The organism is Glaciimonas sp. GNP009 (assembly GCF_054343755.1).
Map to the genome: position 1 here is coordinate 5,312,285 of NZ_JBTGUV010000004.1, position 17,888 is coordinate 5,330,172.

Consider the following 17,888-nt stretch of genomic DNA (forward strand, 5'->3'; position numbering starts at 1 on the left):
ATAACTTTCATTTCAGAGTCACTATGGCAAAGACAATCACCACCGATCATCGTTGCAGAAGTTTGTTTGAGATAGCCACTTATCCATAAAGGCCCTGAACATTTTACGGCGTTCTATCTGTCCATCTTCAGCTATCAATATTTCCAATTTGAATGGTTTTGGGATAATCGCATTATTGGACAACCTTTTAACAACCCACCTAGGCCGCATCAACCGCTTTTACCCTACCATTCGAATTTACTCCGGATTGCCAACCGGCACCAAAATCTCACGATTTCCGTTTGATTGCATGGTCGAGACCAATCCACTTGTTTCCATTTGTTCAAGCAAGCGGGCCGCGCGGTTATAACCGATGCGCAAGTGTCGTTGAACCAGCGAAATCGAGGCACGACGATTCTTGAGCACAATAGCAACTGCCTGATCGTATAACTCGTCGCCTTCAGAACCACCGGCTGCCACGCCACTACTACCGTCGACACCATCCTCCATAACGCCGCCTTCCAGAATACCTTCGACGTAATTCGGCTCGCCTTGTTCCTTCAAATAATCGACCACCCGATGCACTTCTTCATCTGACACAAAAGCACCATGGACCCGAATCGGCAAACCCGTACCGGGCGGCATGTACAACATATCGCCCATCCCGAGCAATGCTTCTGCGCCCATTTGATCAAGGATGGTACGAGAATCAATCTTGCTGCTGACCTGAAACGCGATCCGGGTAGGAACGTTGGCCTTGATCAAACCTGTTATGACATCTACAGATGGACGCTGTGTCGCTAAAATCAAGTGAATACCGGCCGCGCGCGCCTTTTGTGCAATCCGGGCAATCAACTCTTCGACCTTTTTACCCACAACCATCATCAAATCAGCCAACTCATCGATAATCACAACGATGGTGGGCAATTTTTCAAGCGGTTCTGGGGCGTCTGGTGTCAGGCTAAACGGATTTGGAATCTTGTCTTCGCGTTTGTCAGCATCGATGATCTTCTGGTTATAGCCAGCAAGGTTTCGTACACCCATCTTAGACATCAACTTGTAGCGCCGCTCCATCTCATTGACGGCCCAGTTCAACGCATGACCGGCCTGCCGCATATCGGTCACGACTGGCGCGAGCAAATGTGGAATGCCCTCGTAAATGGATAATTCCAGCATTTTTGGATCGATTAAAATCAATCTGACCTGCTTGGGATCGGACTTGTAAAGCAACGATAAAATGGTGGCATTAATACCCACCGATTTACCTGATCCGGTTGTTCCCGCCACCAGCAAATGGGGCATTTTGGCCAAATCAGCGACTACCGGATGACCGCCAATATCCTTACCCAAGGCAATCGTCAGACTAGAGACGCCATCGTTATAGACTTTGGAGCTCAGAATTTCAGTCAAACGCACAATTTGGCGCTTTGGATTTGGCAACTCCAGACCCATGAACATTTTGCCGGGGATCACTTCCACTACGCGTATTGATGTCAGCGACAACGAGCGTGCAAGGTCGCGCGCCAGGCCGACAATCTGGCTACCTTTGACGCCGGTTGCCGGTTCGATTTCATAGCGCGTAATAACGGGACCGGGATAGGCCGCGACTACTTTTACCTGTACGCCAAAATCCGAGAGCTTTTTTTCAATCAGGCGGCTTGTAAATTCCAGGGTTTCAACGCTGACCGTCTCCTGCACCGGTGGTGCTTCATCAAGCAAAGACAAGGGCGGCAAGTTGGTATCTGGGAGGTCCTGAAATAGCGTCGTTTGCCGCTCTTTCTCGACCCGCTCGGATTTTTGTACAGTCACAATTTGCGGCTCAATCCGGATCGGTGCTGCCTCAACGGTTTTGGCGCGCTCCTGCACGACTACTTCTTCTCGCTTGACGGCGGCGACATGGCCGACCTTGCGATCTTCACGGGCGGCGATCAAATTTCTAAGCCAGAGAATGGCGCCTTCAACCCCGTGGCCGATACGTTCCGCGACAGTTAGCCACGAAACATGAAAAAACAGACTGACGCCGAGTGCAAACAGCAATAGCAACAATAACGTAGCACCGGTAAATCCCAGCGCGCTTTGTGCATTACCGCCTATTAAACGGCCTAATACACCTCCCGGCGCACGTGGCAGCTGCATGTGCAACGAATACATCCGCATATATTCGATACCCATACTTCCGACCAGTATCAATACGAAACCAACGCCACGCAAAATACCTTCGTATGGATGTTCTTCTTCGCTATCAACGTCTACCTCAAAACGATGTGATATGCGCTGATAACCACCCCACAACGAACGTAATAACAAGACACACCACCACCACGCCGACGCGCCGAAGACAAACAGCATCAAGTCTGCCAGCCATGCACCTAAGTGTCCGCCCCAATTATCGAGATGCGGCACGACTCGCGCCTGCGACCATCCCGGATCTGCTTTGGAATACGTTACAAAAATGATCACCAAATAGGCGGTCAGGACCGCAAAGATGATCCAGCGTGCCTCAGATAGCAGGCGAACCAGCCGATTCTGTGTTGGAGGCGCTGGTTTCGGTTTAGCGCTGCGGGTATAAGCTTGCGTTGTTCTAGTCATAAATCCAATTGGCAATACTAATACTGGTTAATACTGAAAATACTGATTGAAACGCTTCGACCAAACGCTGATCGTCCATCATTCATTGCTTACTTCCACTTTGACGGTCAGTAAGAACCAAACTGATCTCTAACTTGCTCATTTTTGCACCGTCAGACGCTTGCAAGTCTATGAAAAAGCAGGTAATAGACCTCCGTACCTTTTCAACAATTGCCCTACCACTACATTAACAATGTGAAATTATGCACTGTAATGGGCCTCGAATGATGGAATGGTATGCATCCTTTGATGCAGCGCGGCAAATTGGTTCTCGCTATCAATACAATTAGTTTGTTCCACACGTCAAAGTCGCTGCTTCGACTATAATCTTAACCAGTTTTGAGGCAACATTTGGATACGTCGAGAGAATATTTACGTTTTATCAGGGATTGCCAACTTTATACCAGTCCCTGTGTAGCCTGTTGAGGTAGCTTGAAATCCACACCCAACCTCCCCATGTTAGAAAATATGAAAGAACGACGGTCTTTTTGCAGCGCTTTTGCCCGTTATTTACCCCGCTGAGACATCGGGAGGCTTGATTTGTTAGCAAGATAGCCGCTTGCATCCGATGCCCACGACATTTCACTGAGATTATTTTATGACCACCGAAAAAACCATTAAGCACGCCAAAGTATTGATTCTTGGCTCTGGCCCCGCCGGTTATAGTGCTGCGGTCTACGCAGCACGCGCCAATTTGAATCCCGTGTTGATTACCGGCATCGAACAAGGCGGACAGTTAATGACCACGACCGACGTCGAAAACTGGCCGGGCGACCACGGCGGCGTCCAAGGTCCTGATTTAATGCAACGTCTGTTAAAGCATGCAGAAGAATTTAAAACGGAAATCATTTTTGATCATATCCACACCACTAAATTATCAGAAAAACCGTTTCGCCTGATCGGTGACTCTGGAGAGTACACCTGTGATGCGCTGATCATCGCCACCGGCGCATCAGCGCAATATCTGGGCTTGCCTTCGGAAGAAGCCTTCATGGGTAAAGGCGTATCAGCCTGCGCCACATGCGACGGTTTCTTTTACAAAGGTCAGGAAGTGGCAGTGGTCGGCGGCGGCAATACCGCAGTTGAAGAGGCACTATATCTCTCCAATATCGCCACTAAAGTCACCCTGGTCCACCGCCGTGAAAAATTCCGCGCCGAGCCTATTTTGATCGACCGCCTGATGGCGAAAGTTGCCGAAGGTAAAATTGCCATCGAATACAACCATACATTGGAAGAAGTCACTGGCGACACCAGCGGTGTTACCGGCATGAACATTAAATCAACCGTTGACGGTACGGTCAAGCCAGTAACCTTACACGGTGTATTTATCGCTATCGGTCACAAACCGAACACGAGTATTTTTGAAGGCCAACTGACTATGCACAACGGCTACATCAAAACCAAAACCGGCCTTGAGGGCATGGCGACGGCAACAAGTGTACCGGGCGTATTTGCCGCTGGCGACGTGCAGGATCACATTTATCGTCAAGCGATTACCAGCGCCGGAACCGGCTGCATGGCTGCGCTGGACGCTCAGCGCTTTTTGGAAGAATAAAGACCATGCCGTTGCCATCTCTGGTCGGCAACGGCGTTATTATGAGTACGTTGAGAACCACGCATTAAGCACGTTCGTTTGCGACCCCGTTTGTAGTCCATCTGATGTTTGCCATTGCCTACAGACGCAGCGGATGGGCTTAGCAGAACACCCTCCCGAAGGAAGCCTCATGCCCGCCCCAATCAAAGACTTTAACGATCTTAAGTTTCTTCAACAAAAATTGAAGGCGGAAGAAGAAGTTCGTCTGGCCGAAGCAGCCGAACGCAAGCAACTTGCCGAGCAAGCTGATCGCGACGCCAATGTTTTTCGAAAGAGTGTTGGCAACATCCAGCCACTCGTATCGCCGTCAAAGAAAAAATAATCCGAATTTGAGACCACGTACATTTAAACCACGCTATGTCTGGCCCAATCAAAGATTTTCGCGCACTCAAACCGCTACGCAAAGAACTGACAGCGCAGCACCAGGCCCGACAAGAAGCTGCCGCTGAAGAACTGCGCCAAAAACAACAACTAGAGCGTGAGAGCGAACAGTTTAGTCAAAAAGTAGGACCGGTCTTCCCACTGAAATCATCCAGCAACGCCCCACCGCATCAGCACCATCCAAAGCCCTTCCCCCGCACTAGCCAACACTTTACGCATCTGGACGCATCGTCACAGAACTCAGCTATTCTGGAAGCTTCGCTTTCAGATCAATTTAGTATAGAAAACCTGCTCGACTCGGACGATCATCTGCGCTTCGCCCGCGATGGCGTCGGGGCCGACGTGCTGACAAAACTCCATCGGGGACATTGGGCTATACGGCAACAGCTTGATTTGCATGGCCTGCGTACCGATCAGGCCCGCGACACACTGGCCGAATTTCTACAACTAGCCATTAAACGGCGTTGGCGCTGTGTGGCGGTCATTCATGGCAAGGGGTTCGGTTCTGTGAATCAAGTCCCCGTTCTCAAGGGCAAAGTGCGTGACTGGTTGGTGCAAATCAATAGCGTGGTAGCGTTCTGTCAAGCCAGCGATGCCAACGGTGGCTCAGGTGCAATAGTGATTTTGCTCAAAGCGCAATTGCGCGATTAAGCCGATCCGCCCAAGACCGGAATTCACCATGTCTTAGCGCTTATCCGGGTCACAATTAGACCTACAAGCTGACCGATGAATGCAGATCAGATTCGCGTCAATCATCAATCGTATCCCTCGACAGTAAGCGGTACGTTCCCCGCATCCCGCTAAAAGAAAGTTGGTAGAAGAACGTAACGGCTACGCGGCGCAAGTTCACCCGTCATACGAATCGTGCGTTGCCATGCTTCCTTTGCGCCAGTAGCCTGAAGCGCGGATCATTTTAGGATTAGCGGCGCACTCCGTCACCAGATACGCGCGCAAGGCTTTCGCCTGGGCTGACTCACAGCCGATCCATGTATGGAAAATACCGGGCGATATCTGCACATCATGCAATGCATCCAGTAGCGGCGCATCACCTTGGGCGGCATCACTACGATGTACCCACACAATGTCAAACTCGGCGGCACTTTCAAACGTGATGTGATCGGCGGGTCCGTCCACCTCAAGTAAAACCGTAGCCTTGGCGTTTGGCGGCAGTTCAGCAAGTCGCCTCGAAATGGCAGGCAAAGCCGTATCGTCGCCAATTAAAAGATGCCAATCAAAACCTGTTGGCACGATGAACGAACCTTTGGGTCCGCCAACGCCTAATTGTTGACCCGGACGCGCTTGCTCAGCCCACAACGTAGCTGGTCCAGCGGTATGCAAGGCGAAATCGATGTCCAGAGTACGAGCAGCGGCGTCAAATCGGCGTGGAGTGTAATCGCGCATAATCGGTTTTATACCTTCAGGCCAAATAAGACCGTCTGGGCCCATCGTCGGGATCACTAGTTTGCCGGTCAATGGATCCGGGAAAAACAACTTAACGTGATCGTCAAATCCCAGGCTAGAAAATCCTTCCAACGCGTCGCCTTCGAGCTTTACGCGCACCAGATGTGGCGTAATTCGCTGCACTTCACGCACCTCGAGCACGCGAAAACGCATTGGATAACGCACACGCTGCGGGGCAAGTGCAGACGCCCGATCAGACGCATGCTGCGTTATTGAGTCGGCCTGTTCGCAAAGGCCATTGGAAAATGTGTTATTAGTCGAGGTATTCATTAAATTTGCTCCAGTTGTTGCGCCGCATGATCAAGCACAGCAGCGAAAGCGTTGGCTTGCTCCGATGTTAGCGCCTCACGCGAGAGCCGCATACGCATCGCCAGCTTAAGATTTTCAATCGCCCGCATTACCTGATGCGGGCGACCACCACGCGGACCAGCGCCATCAACGCCACCTTGCATACGCGCCAGCATCGCGTCCACGGTTACGCGGTTTTCCGCAAGAAAAGCCCGGCCGGCATCGGTGATGCAATAGCGCTTACGTCCTCCTGCATCGGCTTCTTCAACCTGAAGATAATCTTGCTCTTCCAGCAATGTCAGCGTGGGATAGACGGTACCCGGACTTGGGCTGTAACTTCCACCGACGCGATCCTCGATCAGTTTGATCAATTCATAACCATGGCTGGGCTTGTCACTGATCAGTTGCAGCAGTACGAAGCGCAAGCTGCCGTGACTAAAAATCCGGCCTCCTCTTGGACTGTGGACACCCCTTCCGCGATGCTCGCCAGCCGATCCCTCGCTATGACCGCCATGACCGCCATGACCGCCATGATCATCGTGACCGTCGCGGCTTATGTTGCATTGAAAATCTCTGAAATGTCGCATGACTATCTCTCTTTAACTTATTTAGATTTAATTAAGATATATCTAAATAGGGTCTAAGTCAAGATTCTGTTTTATTGATATGCACTTGGCAACTGCCGACATTTCCCCAAGTTGGCATTCATGTCTTCCAAGTCAGCTAACGTATGACGTTGGCTTTAAGATTAAGACTGACGCCACTTTTTCTGAGTTCTCCGCAAAATAAGCGTCATGGTCTATTTTAAAAAAAGGGCTTTTGTAGCTATCAATCGACGCTACCAATACAAACCGCAGTCCCGACAAACCAAACAGCGTATTGCCTATTGAACTATTGTTTAGTGGGAGACCGTCCCCCATATTGCTCACCAGGGCACCCACTTATTAAAAAAATGATAATCTACTTTTAGGAGTAGCCCTGCAAACTGCACAATCGTGCTCGCTTTCAAGGAATTGGTATGCGTACGTATGACAAGTTGATTGCTGTAATTCGTGTTGGTCAAAGGAGCGGCAGCTTGCGCTCATCCTTTGGCCGTGACATTGAAGATAGTGCGAATGCACCGTCCGGCAAGTTCAACGCATCACACTGCTACGAACACCCCCAGATATATTGGGAAAATACAACTTGAAAAGGCACTATCATGACCCGCAAGACCCCTATTGAGCGGTATCGGAATATCGGCATTAGCGCGCATATCGACGCTGGCAAAACCACCACCACAGAACGCATTCTTTTCTACACCGGCGTCAAACATAAAATTGGCGAAGTCCACGATGGCGCAGCCACCATGGACTGGATGGAGCAAGAGCAAGAACGCGGCATCACCATAACATCAGCCGCCACGACTGCTTTCTGGAAAGGCATGGGCGGCAATTTCGCCGAACACCGCATAAACATTATCGATACGCCCGGACATGTCGACTTCACCATTGAAGTCGAACGCTCCATGCGCGTGCTCGACGGCGTCGTCATGGTCTACGACGCTGTTGGCGGTGTGCAACCGCAATCCGAAACCGTATGGCGACAGGCCAATAAATATGGCGTGCCGCGCGTCGCGTTTATCAACAAGATGGATCGGGTCGGCGCAGATTTTTTCCGCGTTTATCAACAGATACAGGATCGCCTTAAAGGCCATCCAGTGCCGATACAGATTCCTGTCGGTGCAGAAGATCACTTTCAAGGTGTGATTGATCTCGTCAAGATGAAAGCCATTATTTGGGATGAAGAAAGTCAAGGCGTCGTATTTGAATATCGCCAGATTCCGGATGACCTGCTTGGGTTGGCGCAAGAATGGCGCGACAAGATGATCGAGCAAGCCGCCGAAGCGACGGACGAACTCATGGAGAAATATCTCAGCGGCGAACAACTATCCGAAGCCGAGATCATCCATGGCCTACGTTTGCGCACGGTTGCCAATCAGATCGTGCCGATGCTGTGTGGCAGCGCTTTCAAAAACAAAGGTGTGCAGGCGCTGCTTGATGCAGTGGTTGAATACTTGCCATCGCCGCTAGACGTTCCGGCGATTCTTGGTCATGACGAAAACGATCAGGAAATAGAACGTCATCCTGCCGACGCCGAGCCTTTTTCTGCACTTGCCTTCAAGATCATGACCGATCCATTTGTCGGGCAACTGACTTTTTTCCGCGTCTATTCCGGCGTAATTAATTCAGGCGACTCGGTATACATCCCAGTCAAAGGTAAAAAAGAAAGACTGGGTCGCATCTTGCAGATGCACGCTAACGAACGCAAAGAAATCAAGGAAGTCTATGCAGGCGATATTGCCGCGGCTGTTGGATTGAAAGACGTGACGACCGGCGACACATTATCTGATCCCGACCACGTGATTATCCTTGAGCGGATGATTTTTCCGGAACCGGTTATTTCGCAGGCGGTGGAACCAAAGACCAAGCCCGATCAGGAAAAAATGGGCCTTGCCTTAAATCGACTGGCGCAGGAAGACCCGTCGTTCAGAGTGCACACCGATGAAGAATCCGGCCAGACGATTATCTCCGGCATGGGAGAACTGCATCTCGAAATTCTGGTCGACCGGATGCGCCGCGAATTTGGCGTAGAAGCCACGGTTGGCAAACCGCAGGTGGCATATCGCGAGACGATTCATAAAGCCGTTGAAGATGTCGAAGGCAAGTTCGTTAAACAATCCGGTGGACGTGGTCAGTATGGTCACGTCGTGCTGAAGCTAGAACCGCTTGCACCGGGTAAAGGCTATGAATTCGTCGATGCCATCAAAGGCGGCGTGGTTCCGCGTGAATATATTCCCGCAGTCGATAAAGGGATTCAGGAAACCCTCAAGAGCGGCGTGTTGGCAGGTTATCCCGTGGTTGATGTCAGGGCTACACTGACATTTGGGTCTTACCATGACGTCGATTCAAACGAAAACGCCTTCCGCATGGCAGGCTCCATCGCATTCAAAGAAGGCATGCGTCGCGCCAACCCGGTCCTGCTGGAACCGATGATGATGGTCGAGGTCGAAACGCCGGAAGACTTCATGGGCAACGTCATGGACGATCTATCATCGCGCCGCGGGATGGTACAGGGCACCGACGATATCGCTGGCGGCGGTGGCAAAACTATCCGTGCAGAAGTGCCGCTGGCAGAGATGTTCGGCTACTCTACAACCCTGCGCTCATTGAGTCAGGGACGCGCCACCTACACGATGGAGTTCAAGCATTATGCGGCCGTACCGAAGCATATTTTGGATCATATCAAAGTCGCAAAATGAGAGGGATTTAATTGATGGTATGAAGCGCTACCGACCTCAAACATTCAGGGCTTGAACCCGCGCCGGCCATTTGACTTTAGGAAGTTCAAAGTTGAAGGTTATCAAAACACCGTAAGACATTTTTAGATGTCTTGCGGTGTTTTTTTGTCAGCTTGAATAATTGATTCGCACCGTAACCCCAATCACGCAATGCGCGGTTGGCTAACTGGTGCGTCCCCCGGCATTCTACAAGACGATTAAACGCTGGTTTCTATAACGATGACCAATGGCTTCAGACAGCTAAACCGATAGTGAATATAAATTGTTTTTTAAAATTCAATTAAAAACTCACATCAATTACTAGAATCTTCTTAGAACTATTCGTGGCAATTAGCGCTTAGTATGTCGGCAGAGTTTCTCACCTCTGCGATTTTATTAATCGTCCTCACAGTCGTTACGGAAGGCCTCCCCCCGTTTTAAGAAGTCGCCATTTAAGCGCATATTCGAGCGCTATTCCAACACGCCTGAAGCGATCTGCTTCGTTCGCAATATTCCCCTTTAGCCATATCGACCGGGATCCAAACGGCAACCGGGAAATCGATAAGAAAACGGCGGCTCCACATGGCACGGTCCCCATTCCAACCAATCTGAAAAAAATATATGATCTATTACGGCCTTGACCCACAGCATCCCGCATTATGCAGTCAGATCGAAGCAACCTTGGCTGAAGTTCATAATAAACATAGACGCCTTTCAACCTACCTGTTGATCAATGGCACATTTGATGATGACTTCGGTATCGAAATGTGGAAAAAAAGTCGAAGCGAAAACAGTGATGTTGTCTCGCTGTACGACAAGACGGTGTTAAGCGAGCTGGAAGAATGTGCACCCTTCCTGATCGCCATCACCGCAATGAATTTATCCGGTGTACTAAAAAATTGTGAGGGCAAGCCGATGCTCAGCATTATGCAAAGCCCGCTCACCATCCATGCGCTACAACGTCACTTCGCGCCATTCCTACAAATCCGCACACCATCTGACGGATTGTGTTTTTCGCTGCCATTTTCGGACACTATCTGCAGTGAAGATATTCTGTACAGCTTCGATGCCGCACAACGTAAAGCATTTTGTTCCGGCTTTGCCAAATGGCACTTAATCAACCGCAAAGGCACGCTGACGACCATCGACGGAACATGCATTGATACAGCATCCTACGTACCTTCAGCAGTGGGCGAATCAAACGCCTTCGATATTACCGACAAGCAATACGCATGGTTAATCGATAGCGGCGAGGCAGATTATATTTTGCGCCATTTCGCCCAAAACATACCTGCGATCACCGCACAGCGAAAGCCATCACAACTGTACGCGATGATCACTGATCTCATCACGGGCTTGAACAGGCGTGAAATTCTGAACGATCCAGAGCGCAGAAAGTTGATCGCTCACGCATTGGCGATGCCAGATCGGGAGCAAGCCATGGCGTTATTGGACGAAGCCCAAAAACACGGAACCGAGATTGCCCTTTTACGTTTCGCTTGATCTCTCCCCCGAATTTCCTACCTAATCTCAAGGATCAACCAATGCGTCTAAAAAGCACCTTATTCATTGCAATAACAATTTTACTCACTGCCTGTTCAACAGCGCCAACAGAACCCGCTCGACCGTCTAAGGCTATTCCTTATGTTGATATACCGATGACCCCCGTATCACTGGGCTGTTTGAGTCATGACGGTGCGCCCTCCATTTCTTCATTCAGGGTGCAGGAATTTTATAGCAAGCGCATGGTAGGCGGACTCAGTTGCGGTGGAATTGCTGCCTTCGGCTACATGCTGCCTCTGCAGTGGCAACCAGGTATGAAAGTTAAAGTGCGCTGGAAACCGAATGCACGTGACTGGATGGAAAAAATTACCACGATTAAACGGTATAAAAAACCAGGAACGCTCTATGTACATTTTTTTCAGAACGATGAAGTCCGGGTGGTTTCCTCTCCGTTAGCTGCGCCAGAAAGCCCTTATCATCCCATTTTGAACAACGCAACAATCGCCCCGCCAGAGGAAGAGTAATGGACGCCCTCATCCAATCCGCGCCGCTGATTATTTCTGACCGCATCGAAAATGAAATGGCGATGTCAATCACCGAATTATGCGCGGTCCAGGCTGTCGATACACGTCTTGCAAAAATTGCCAATCCTTAACGGCACGTCACCACACAACCGCTTTAACTATCGATCCAAAGGTTCAATCAATGCGACTAAAAAGCACCTTATTTATTGCAATAACAATTTTACTCACCGCCTGTTCGACAGCGCCAACAAAACCCGCTCGCCCGTCAAAAGCTATTCCTTATGTTGATATACCGATGACCCCCGTATCGTTGGGCTGTTTAAGTCATGACGGTGCACCGTATATTTACGCATTCAGGGTGCAGGAATTTTATAGCAAACGTATGGTGGGCGGCCTTAGTTGCGGCGGAATCGGCGCCCTCGGCTATATGCTGCCCTCGAAATGGCAGCCAGGAATGAAAGTCAAGGTCCGCTGGAATCGGCCAATCAAAGGTGAAGATTTTTGGATAGAAAAGTTTACCACGATTAAACGGTACGAAAAAGCAGGAACACTGTATGTACATTTTTTTCAGAACGATGAAGTCCGGGTGCTTTCTTCTGCTTGGACTGCACCAGAAAGCCCTCATCATCCCATTTTGAACAGCGCCACAATCGCTCCGCCAGAGGAAGAGTAATGGACGCCACCATCCAATCCGCACCACTGATTATTTCTGACCGTATCGAAAATGAAATGGCGATGTCAATCACCGAATTATGCGCGGTCCAGGCTATCGGTACACGTCTTGAAAAAATTGCCAATCCTTAACGGCACGTCACTACACAACCGCTTCAACTATCGATCCAAAGGTTCAATCAATGCGACTAAAAAGCACCTTATTTATTGCAATAACAATTTTACTCACTGCCTGTTCAACAGCGCCAACAAAACCCGCTCGCCCGTCAAAAGCTATTCCTTATGTTGATATACCGATGCGGGCGGTAGATATGGGATGCTTAAGTCATGACGGTGCGCCCTCCATTTCCTCATTTAGGGTGCAAGAATTCTATAGCAAACGCATGGTGGGCGGACTGAGTTGCGGCGGCTCAGGTGCTTTAGGCTACATGCTGCCGTTGCAGTGGCAACCAGGTATGAAGGTCAAGGTGCGCTGGAAACCAAACGCACGTGACTGGCTAGAAAAGATTACCACGATTAAACGGTACGAAAAAGCAGGAACACTGTATGTACATTTTTTTCAGAACGATGAAGTCCGGGTGGTTTCTTCTCCGTTGGCCGGGGCGCAAAGCCCTCATCATCCTATTTTGAACAACGCAACAATCGCCCCGCCGGAGGAAGAATAATGGACGCCCTCATCCAATCCGCGCCGCTGATTATTTCCGATCAAATCGAAAATGAAATGGCGATGTCAATCACCGAATTATGCGCGGTCCAGGCTATCGATACACCTCTTGCAAAAATTGCCAATCCTTAACGGCACGTCACCACACAACCGCTTTAACTATCGATCCAAAGGTTCAATCAATGCGACTAAAAAGCACCTTATTTATTGCAATAACAATTTTACTCACCGCCTGTTCAACAGCGCCAACAAAACCCGCTCGCCCGTCAAAAGCTATTCCTTATGTTGATATACCGATGGCACCCGTATCGTTAGGATGTCTAAGTCATGACGGTGCGCCCTCCATTTCTTCATTCAGGGTGCAGGAATTTTATAGCAAGCGCATGGTAGGCGGACTGAGTTGCGGCGGAATCGGTGCATTCGGCTACATGCTACCTTTGCAGTGGCAACCAGGCATGAAAGTTAAAGTACGCTGGAAACCAAATGCACGGGACTGGTTGGAAAAGACCACCACGATTCAACGATATGAAAGAGTAGGAACTCTCTTTGTACATTTTTTTGCGAATGACGAGGTACGCGTCCTTTCAGCCAATAACTATCCTGAAAGTACCCATCATCCCATTTTAAAAAGTGTAACAATCGCTCCGCCGGAGGAAGAATAATGGACGCCCTCATCCAATCCGCGCCGCTGATTATTTCTGACCGCATCGAAAATGAAATGGCGATGTCAATCACCGAATTATGCGCGGTCCAGGCTATCGATACACGTCCGGCCAAAAACGGACCTCCGTGCCAAGTTGTAGTCAAGATTGGTTTATTCTTCGACGGAAGTAACAATAATAAGGAGCGGGACGAACCCCTGAATGGTCATACCAATATCGTGAAATTATTCAATGCCCATAAGGACGTCAATGAAAAAGGAGTGCTAAAGGTTCCTTATCACTATAAGTTTTACGTGCCCGGTGTGGGAACCCGCTTTCCAGAGAACGCCGAATGGCGCGAATTGCAAGGCGGTAAGGCATTCGGCGATGGTAGTAAGGCTAGAATTTTGTTTGGATTGTTACAGGTTTATAACGCCGTATATCGTACCTTTAACGAGGGTAACAAAATGCTTGATCTTGAGGAAATTACAACCAAACTGAAGCAATACGGTGCAGATAAAGATCCCAACGATCCATTAGCGGACAGATATGACTCCCGTCCTGACCGACACAGCTGGTTGGCCGAACTCACTGAAGAGCTACGTGCAGCGCGCAAATCGCGTTGGTCTCCGGGAATTGACCATATCAGAATTTCCGTATTCGGCTTTTCACGCGGGGCGGTAATAGCGCGCGCTTTTTGCTATTGGTTTAACGACGTATTGGATGCAGATGGCACGTTTGCAGGGATGCGAGTCAGTATCGATTTTTTGGGATTGTTCGATAGCGTAGCAAGTATCGGGTTACCAAACTCTGCGAAGGAAACCATACCCGTGGTGTGGTCTGACGGTCATAAGGATTGGGCAGGAGAAGTCCTCAAACCGCTCCCGGACTGTGTCAGGCAGACCGTTCATTACATCGCCGCGCATGAGCAACGGCGCAGCTTTCCCCTTACCCGTGTGAAGGGAAAGAATGTGTCCGAAGTGATTTATCCCGGTGTTCACTCTGATGTCGGTGGCGCTTACAAACCCGGTGATCAGGGGCGCGGCATCTGGAATGGGAAGGGTGAGATGGGCATGTTGGCATCGCAAATCCCTTTGGCACACATGCATCGGGCCGCCAGCAAAGCGGGTGTGCCGCTCGCGGCTTACTGCGTGATGGATGAGCGCCTGAAGAAAGACTACATCATCAGTCCCAAATTAGCGCTGGCCTGGAATGATTATATGGCGGCCGGTAAAGCCGAGTTTGTTGGTGTGCCGGGCGACAAGATTGAGCGCAACTATCACAGTATTGTGCGCAAACACATGGCGTTGTATTACGCTTTTCGGCGGCTACGGCTGAGTGGTTTGGAGGAATCTTTCGGCTATAGTCGCGCCAATCCGCAAGATCAGGAGGATTTGCAAAGCTATAACGATCTGCTCAGAGGCGACGTGGCGGTGCTCAAAGAGCGTGCACATTTAGCGAGAACGTCGGTTAGTCGCGACACTGCTGTCAGAGCGTTTGTCAGATTTTCAGATATGGTGGATGGCAGCGCCAATGCATGGCAACTCCGATTAGCGATCCAGGGTTCCCCTCCGGGACCAGATGAGTTATGGGCCCTGGAAGAGATGACCAAAGTCGCGGTATCACAAAAGACCCCATTTTTAGTCCTGCTGGAAGGCTATCTGCACGATTCCTTAGCGAGCTTTTCTATCGCAGGATACGGCTCTGATGAAGATAAAGCGGAGGCATTACTTGAGATGGCGACAGCGTATGATAAAACCGGAAAATCGCCATCAACATCGTATAACGGTCGGGTATGGAGAAATTATCAACGTGCTATCGCGGTCAGCCCAGAGTTGAGCGACATACTGCAAAGCCGTATCGATACGATGAAGCAGGCCGATAAGGCACCCGGCTATCGGGCAGACCAAATCAGGGTTATGGAGAGCGCAAAAAAACAAACGGTTTTTGCTCCCGATGAACAGGCTGCACTCGCTAAGTTTTTTCCCATACAGACCGATGCTGATGCACCTGAGTTGCGCTCCGTCTTTATTCGCACGCAAACCAAAACGCGGCGTGAAGGCAGTGGATACTTGCGACAGCGCCATGTGTTTGAATAAGAAATAATCGAATAATCGATAACGATCTACTCGCGTAGATAAAATCAAATAAAGATAAATTTGTACGCATCACAACGACTATTTTGTCACTGCGATGCGTACTTTTTTAGCGCCACCTTAAGTTTTAAGCGCGTGACTTACATTCCAAAGCGGCATTACGTAGCGATCGGGAGGCAACCCACACACCGATTATATCGCTGACTTTCTATCGCCGGATTCAGACCTCAGGATCAGGACTCAATCAATACTATTTAAGCTTCAAAGTCCAATCCTGTAACGCCACCAGCATTGTTGCCATAAATTCACGCGTTGGCTCGTGTGTTAGTTTGCCTGCGCTATCAAAACGATCGCCAGCCCCGCCAATCATCACCTCCGGCTTATTCAACACTTTCAAGTCAAGAAATACCGCAATCTGACGCAAATGATATTGTGCACGCGCCGTACCGATTACACCGGGACTAGCGCCCATGATTGCCGCCGGTTTACCCGCGAATGGTTGCTCCGGTGGACGCGAGGCCCAATCAATGGCGTTTTTTAATACGCCGGGAACCGAATAATTATATTCTGGCGTCACAAATAGAAGCGCATCGGCGTCGCGAATTTGTTGCCGAAATCGTTCCACTGAAGGTGGTCGGCCTTGGGCATTAACGTCTTCGTTGTAGAGCGGAATATCCGAGATATCGGCTTCGATGATGGTGACGCCTTCCGGTGCCAATTCGATAGCGGCGCGTAACGCTGCTGTATTAAACGAGCCCTTTCGTAAGCTGCCCGAAATGCCCAGTATTTTGATAGGTGGTTTAGCCATTTGAAATTCCTTTTAAATTACATCATCGACCTCAAAATAGTTCGCGCTAATGCTCAAATAACGTGCTTACTCGCCTAACAATTCTGCAATCGGCGACATTCCTTCTACATGTTCTGCGATAACTTTAATGATCACCACAATCGGAATGCCAACCAGCAGTCCGGCAATTCCCCACAGCCAGCCCCAAAATAATAAAGCCACAAAAACAGCCGAAGGATTCATTTTAGCTATTTTTCCAGTCATCCACGTAGTGACAAACGTGCCGACAATCGCCGCGATCCCGAGAGAAATACCAGCCAACAAAAACATCATCGAAAAGGTTCCAAACTGCATAAACGCCGCCACGCTAGTTGCAATGGCGATTAACAGCGAGCCGAAATAGGGAATAATATGCAGAAAACCACCCGCGACCGCCCAAGCCCCGGCATTTTGTAGGCCAATCAGACGAAATGCTATCCACATCAATAACGCCAGCAAAATATTGGTGACCAGCAACATAAACATGTAATTCTGTATCGACGTATTAATCTGATCCAGAATCTGCACGGTGACCTTTTTGCGACTCAATGAAGGACCGGTCAACTTCACCAATTTTCGCTTAAATGTATCTCCCGACTGCAAAAGGAAAAATACCAGGAATAGAACGACCAGCGCCTGTCCTAACAAACCAATCGCACCTAGCGATCCGGCCAGCAACCAGTCACTCAATCTGGAAGCCGACGATGATTCGCGTGCGGAGGGTTGCCCACCCGTAGCTTTTGCAATTTCATTAGCCGCGGCTTGCATTTGCTGCATGGTCGTTGGCTGACCGTCACGCAACTTCGCTAGTCCTCGCGATAACTTATGCGAAGCCTGTGGCAATTGTTCCAAAATAGACTGAAATTCTCCCCGCAAAGCATCTGTCACCACTGCGCCACCACCCAAAATGGCTAGCAGGACGATGCTGGTAGCGACGACGCGGGGTAGCTTTAATCGCTGCAACCATACGACGACAGGATTGAGGGTGTAGGCAATGAAAATTCCAAACACCACGGGTGCCAGAAATTTTTGCGCCCATTGCAGCGCAAAAATAAAAACCACCGTGGCGATAATTGCCAATGCCGCGCCACGAGCGTCAACATGCAGCCGGCTGGCAAGCGGTTCGCGCGCCTGCGTCGAAGTCAGAGCGGAAATCGGATCGCCAAAATGTGCAGGTTCGGGATTGGCTTTGGCGCCAGCGGTCCCCAATCCGCTTTCCGCTGAGGGTGGCATCGCGTCAAGGGCCATATCGGTTTTTGATTCAAGTCGCTGGCTATTTTTGGGTTGCATAATATTGCCTATCGGTTGCCTA

General features: G+C 49.8%; 18 protein-coding genes. 13 read left to right on the top strand and 5 right to left on the bottom strand.

Annotated elements, in window-relative coordinates; translation table 11 throughout:
• Nucleotides 1-237: 237 nt before the first annotated feature.
• Nucleotides 238-2,568 (bottom strand): DNA translocase FtsK, encoded by a 2,331-nt coding sequence (locus ACXX82_RS24375; protein ID WP_458563915.1) that lies wholly within the window; start codon nt 2,566-2,568, stop codon nt 238-240.
• 637 nt (nt 2,569-3,205) lie between these two features.
• On the opposite strand from ACXX82_RS24375, the gene trxB reads away from it, so the two are divergent.
• The 3 genes from trxB to ACXX82_RS24390 all read left to right on the top strand — a co-directional run bounded on the left by trxB (nt 3,206) and on the right by ACXX82_RS24390 (nt 5,233).
• Nucleotides 3,206-4,162 carry a thioredoxin-disulfide reductase gene (gene trxB, locus ACXX82_RS24380; RefSeq protein WP_322239150.1) on the top strand — a complete coding sequence of 319 codons (957 nt, stop codon included), beginning with the start codon at nt 3,206-3,208 and terminating at the stop codon, nt 4,160-4,162.
• Nucleotides 4,163-4,331: 169 nt separating this feature from the next.
• On the top strand, nt 4,332-4,523 hold the full coding sequence (locus ACXX82_RS24385; RefSeq protein WP_458563916.1) for a hypothetical protein: 192 nt from the start codon (nt 4,332-4,334) through the stop codon (nt 4,521-4,523).
• A gap of 35 nt (nt 4,524-4,558) precedes the next feature.
• Nucleotides 4,559-5,233, top strand: a complete 675-nt coding sequence (locus tag ACXX82_RS24390) for a Smr/MutS family protein (protein WP_322239154.1) — start codon at nt 4,559-4,561, stop codon at nt 5,231-5,233.
• Nucleotides 5,234-5,428: 195 nt separating this feature from the next.
• Here the strand turns inward: ACXX82_RS24390 and ACXX82_RS24395 are convergent, their stop codons facing one another.
• Both ACXX82_RS24395 and ACXX82_RS24400 read right to left on the bottom strand, forming a co-directional pair.
• Complete coding sequence (locus tag ACXX82_RS24395) at nt 5,429-6,313, bottom strand: siderophore-interacting protein (RefSeq protein WP_416186834.1); 885 nt, start codon at nt 6,311-6,313, stop codon at nt 5,429-5,431.
• On the bottom strand, nt 6,313-6,918 hold the full coding sequence (locus tag ACXX82_RS24400; protein WP_458563917.1) for a PadR family transcriptional regulator: 606 nt from the start codon (nt 6,916-6,918) through the stop codon (nt 6,313-6,315). Before ACXX82_RS24400 ends, ACXX82_RS24395 begins: the two co-directional genes overlap by 1 nt.
• 614 nt (nt 6,919-7,532) lie before the next feature.
• Here ACXX82_RS24400 and fusA point away from each other — a divergent pair.
• The 10 genes from fusA to ACXX82_RS24450 all read left to right on the top strand — a co-directional run bounded on the left by fusA (nt 7,533) and on the right by ACXX82_RS24450 (nt 15,753).
• Nucleotides 7,533-9,632: an elongation factor G gene (gene fusA, locus ACXX82_RS24405; RefSeq protein ID WP_458563918.1), complete on the top strand. Its 2,100-nt coding sequence runs from the start codon at nt 7,533-7,535 to the stop codon at nt 9,630-9,632.
• Between the two features lie 639 nt (nt 9,633-10,271).
• Nucleotides 10,272-11,153, top strand: a complete 882-nt coding sequence (locus ACXX82_RS24410) for a DUF4123 domain-containing protein (protein ID WP_458563919.1) — start codon at nt 10,272-10,274, stop codon at nt 11,151-11,153.
• 41 nt (nt 11,154-11,194) lie between these two features.
• Nucleotides 11,195-11,677 carry a DUF3304 domain-containing protein gene (locus tag ACXX82_RS24415; protein WP_458563920.1) on the top strand — a complete coding sequence of 161 codons (483 nt, stop codon included), beginning with the start codon at nt 11,195-11,197 and terminating at the stop codon, nt 11,675-11,677.
• Nucleotides 11,677-11,808, top strand: a complete 132-nt coding sequence (locus tag ACXX82_RS24420; protein ID WP_322239166.1) for a hypothetical protein — start codon at nt 11,677-11,679, stop codon at nt 11,806-11,808. The genes ACXX82_RS24415 and ACXX82_RS24420 overlap by 1 nt, the downstream gene beginning before the upstream one ends.
• Before the next feature lie 50 nt (nt 11,809-11,858).
• Nucleotides 11,859-12,350: a DUF3304 domain-containing protein gene (locus ACXX82_RS24425; protein WP_458563921.1), complete on the top strand. Its 492-nt coding sequence runs from the start codon at nt 11,859-11,861 to the stop codon at nt 12,348-12,350.
• Nucleotides 12,350-12,481, top strand: a complete 132-nt coding sequence (locus ACXX82_RS24430) for a hypothetical protein (protein ID WP_458563922.1) — start codon at nt 12,350-12,352, stop codon at nt 12,479-12,481. Before ACXX82_RS24425 ends, ACXX82_RS24430 begins: the two co-directional genes overlap by 1 nt.
• 50 nt (nt 12,482-12,531) lie before the next feature.
• Nucleotides 12,532-13,014, top strand: a complete 483-nt coding sequence (locus tag ACXX82_RS24435) for a DUF3304 domain-containing protein (RefSeq protein ID WP_458563923.1) — start codon at nt 12,532-12,534, stop codon at nt 13,012-13,014.
• Nucleotides 13,014-13,145 (top strand): hypothetical protein, encoded by a 132-nt coding sequence (locus tag ACXX82_RS24440; RefSeq protein ID WP_458563924.1) that lies wholly within the window; start codon nt 13,014-13,016, stop codon nt 13,143-13,145. Before ACXX82_RS24435 ends, ACXX82_RS24440 begins: the two co-directional genes overlap by 1 nt.
• 50 nt (nt 13,146-13,195) lie before the next feature.
• Complete coding sequence (locus ACXX82_RS24445; RefSeq protein ID WP_458563925.1) at nt 13,196-13,675, top strand: DUF3304 domain-containing protein; 480 nt, start codon at nt 13,196-13,198, stop codon at nt 13,673-13,675.
• A complete protein-coding gene (locus tag ACXX82_RS24450; protein WP_458563926.1) occupies nt 13,675-15,753 on the top strand; it encodes a T6SS phospholipase effector Tle1-like catalytic domain-containing protein in 2,079 nt (692 codons plus the stop codon). Before ACXX82_RS24445 ends, ACXX82_RS24450 begins: the two co-directional genes overlap by 1 nt.
• Nucleotides 15,754-16,000: 247 nt before the next feature.
• Here ACXX82_RS24450 and ACXX82_RS24455 read toward each other — a convergent pair whose 3' ends face one another.
• Entirely contained in the window at nt 16,001-16,558 is a 558-nt protein-coding gene (locus tag ACXX82_RS24455; RefSeq protein WP_322239172.1) for an NADPH-dependent FMN reductase, read from the bottom strand.
• A gap of 66 nt (nt 16,559-16,624) precedes the next feature.
• Nucleotides 16,625-17,866, bottom strand: a complete 1,242-nt coding sequence (locus ACXX82_RS24460; RefSeq protein WP_458563927.1) for an AI-2E family transporter — start codon at nt 17,864-17,866, stop codon at nt 16,625-16,627.
• Nucleotides 17,867-17,888 lie beyond the last annotated feature (22 nt).

What these genes read in the sequence shown, in the direction of transcription:
- ACXX82_RS24375 (WP_458563915.1), bottom strand. Translation starts at nt 2,568, where the DNA reads ATGACTAGAACAACGCAAGCTTATACCCGCAGCGCTAAACCGAAACCA.
- trxB (WP_322239150.1), top strand. Translation starts at nt 3,206, where the DNA reads ATGACCACCGAAAAAACCATTAAGCACGCCAAAGTATTGATTCTTGGC.
- ACXX82_RS24385 (WP_458563916.1), top strand. Translation starts at nt 4,332, where the DNA reads ATGCCCGCCCCAATCAAAGACTTTAACGATCTTAAGTTTCTTCAACAA.
- ACXX82_RS24390 (WP_322239154.1), top strand. Translation starts at nt 4,559, where the DNA reads ATGTCTGGCCCAATCAAAGATTTTCGCGCACTCAAACCGCTACGCAAA.
- ACXX82_RS24395 (WP_416186834.1), bottom strand. Translation starts at nt 6,313, where the DNA reads ATGAATACCTCGACTAATAACACATTTTCCAATGGCCTTTGCGAACAG.
- ACXX82_RS24400 (WP_458563917.1), bottom strand. Translation starts at nt 6,918, where the DNA reads ATGCGACATTTCAGAGATTTTCAATGCAACATAAGCCGCGACGGTCAC.
- fusA (WP_458563918.1), top strand. Translation starts at nt 7,533, where the DNA reads ATGACCCGCAAGACCCCTATTGAGCGGTATCGGAATATCGGCATTAGC.
- ACXX82_RS24410 (WP_458563919.1), top strand. Translation starts at nt 10,272, where the DNA reads ATGATCTATTACGGCCTTGACCCACAGCATCCCGCATTATGCAGTCAG.
- ACXX82_RS24415 (WP_458563920.1), top strand. Translation starts at nt 11,195, where the DNA reads ATGCGTCTAAAAAGCACCTTATTCATTGCAATAACAATTTTACTCACT.
- ACXX82_RS24420 (WP_322239166.1), top strand. Translation starts at nt 11,677, where the DNA reads ATGGACGCCCTCATCCAATCCGCGCCGCTGATTATTTCTGACCGCATC.
- ACXX82_RS24425 (WP_458563921.1), top strand. Translation starts at nt 11,859, where the DNA reads ATGCGACTAAAAAGCACCTTATTTATTGCAATAACAATTTTACTCACC.
- ACXX82_RS24430 (WP_458563922.1), top strand. Translation starts at nt 12,350, where the DNA reads ATGGACGCCACCATCCAATCCGCACCACTGATTATTTCTGACCGTATC.
- ACXX82_RS24435 (WP_458563923.1), top strand. Translation starts at nt 12,532, where the DNA reads ATGCGACTAAAAAGCACCTTATTTATTGCAATAACAATTTTACTCACT.
- ACXX82_RS24440 (WP_458563924.1), top strand. Translation starts at nt 13,014, where the DNA reads ATGGACGCCCTCATCCAATCCGCGCCGCTGATTATTTCCGATCAAATC.
- ACXX82_RS24445 (WP_458563925.1), top strand. Translation starts at nt 13,196, where the DNA reads ATGCGACTAAAAAGCACCTTATTTATTGCAATAACAATTTTACTCACC.
- ACXX82_RS24450 (WP_458563926.1), top strand. Translation starts at nt 13,675, where the DNA reads ATGGACGCCCTCATCCAATCCGCGCCGCTGATTATTTCTGACCGCATC.
- ACXX82_RS24455 (WP_322239172.1), bottom strand. Translation starts at nt 16,558, where the DNA reads ATGGCTAAACCACCTATCAAAATACTGGGCATTTCGGGCAGCTTACGA.
- ACXX82_RS24460 (WP_458563927.1), bottom strand. Translation starts at nt 17,866, where the DNA reads ATGCAACCCAAAAATAGCCAGCGACTTGAATCAAAAACCGATATGGCC.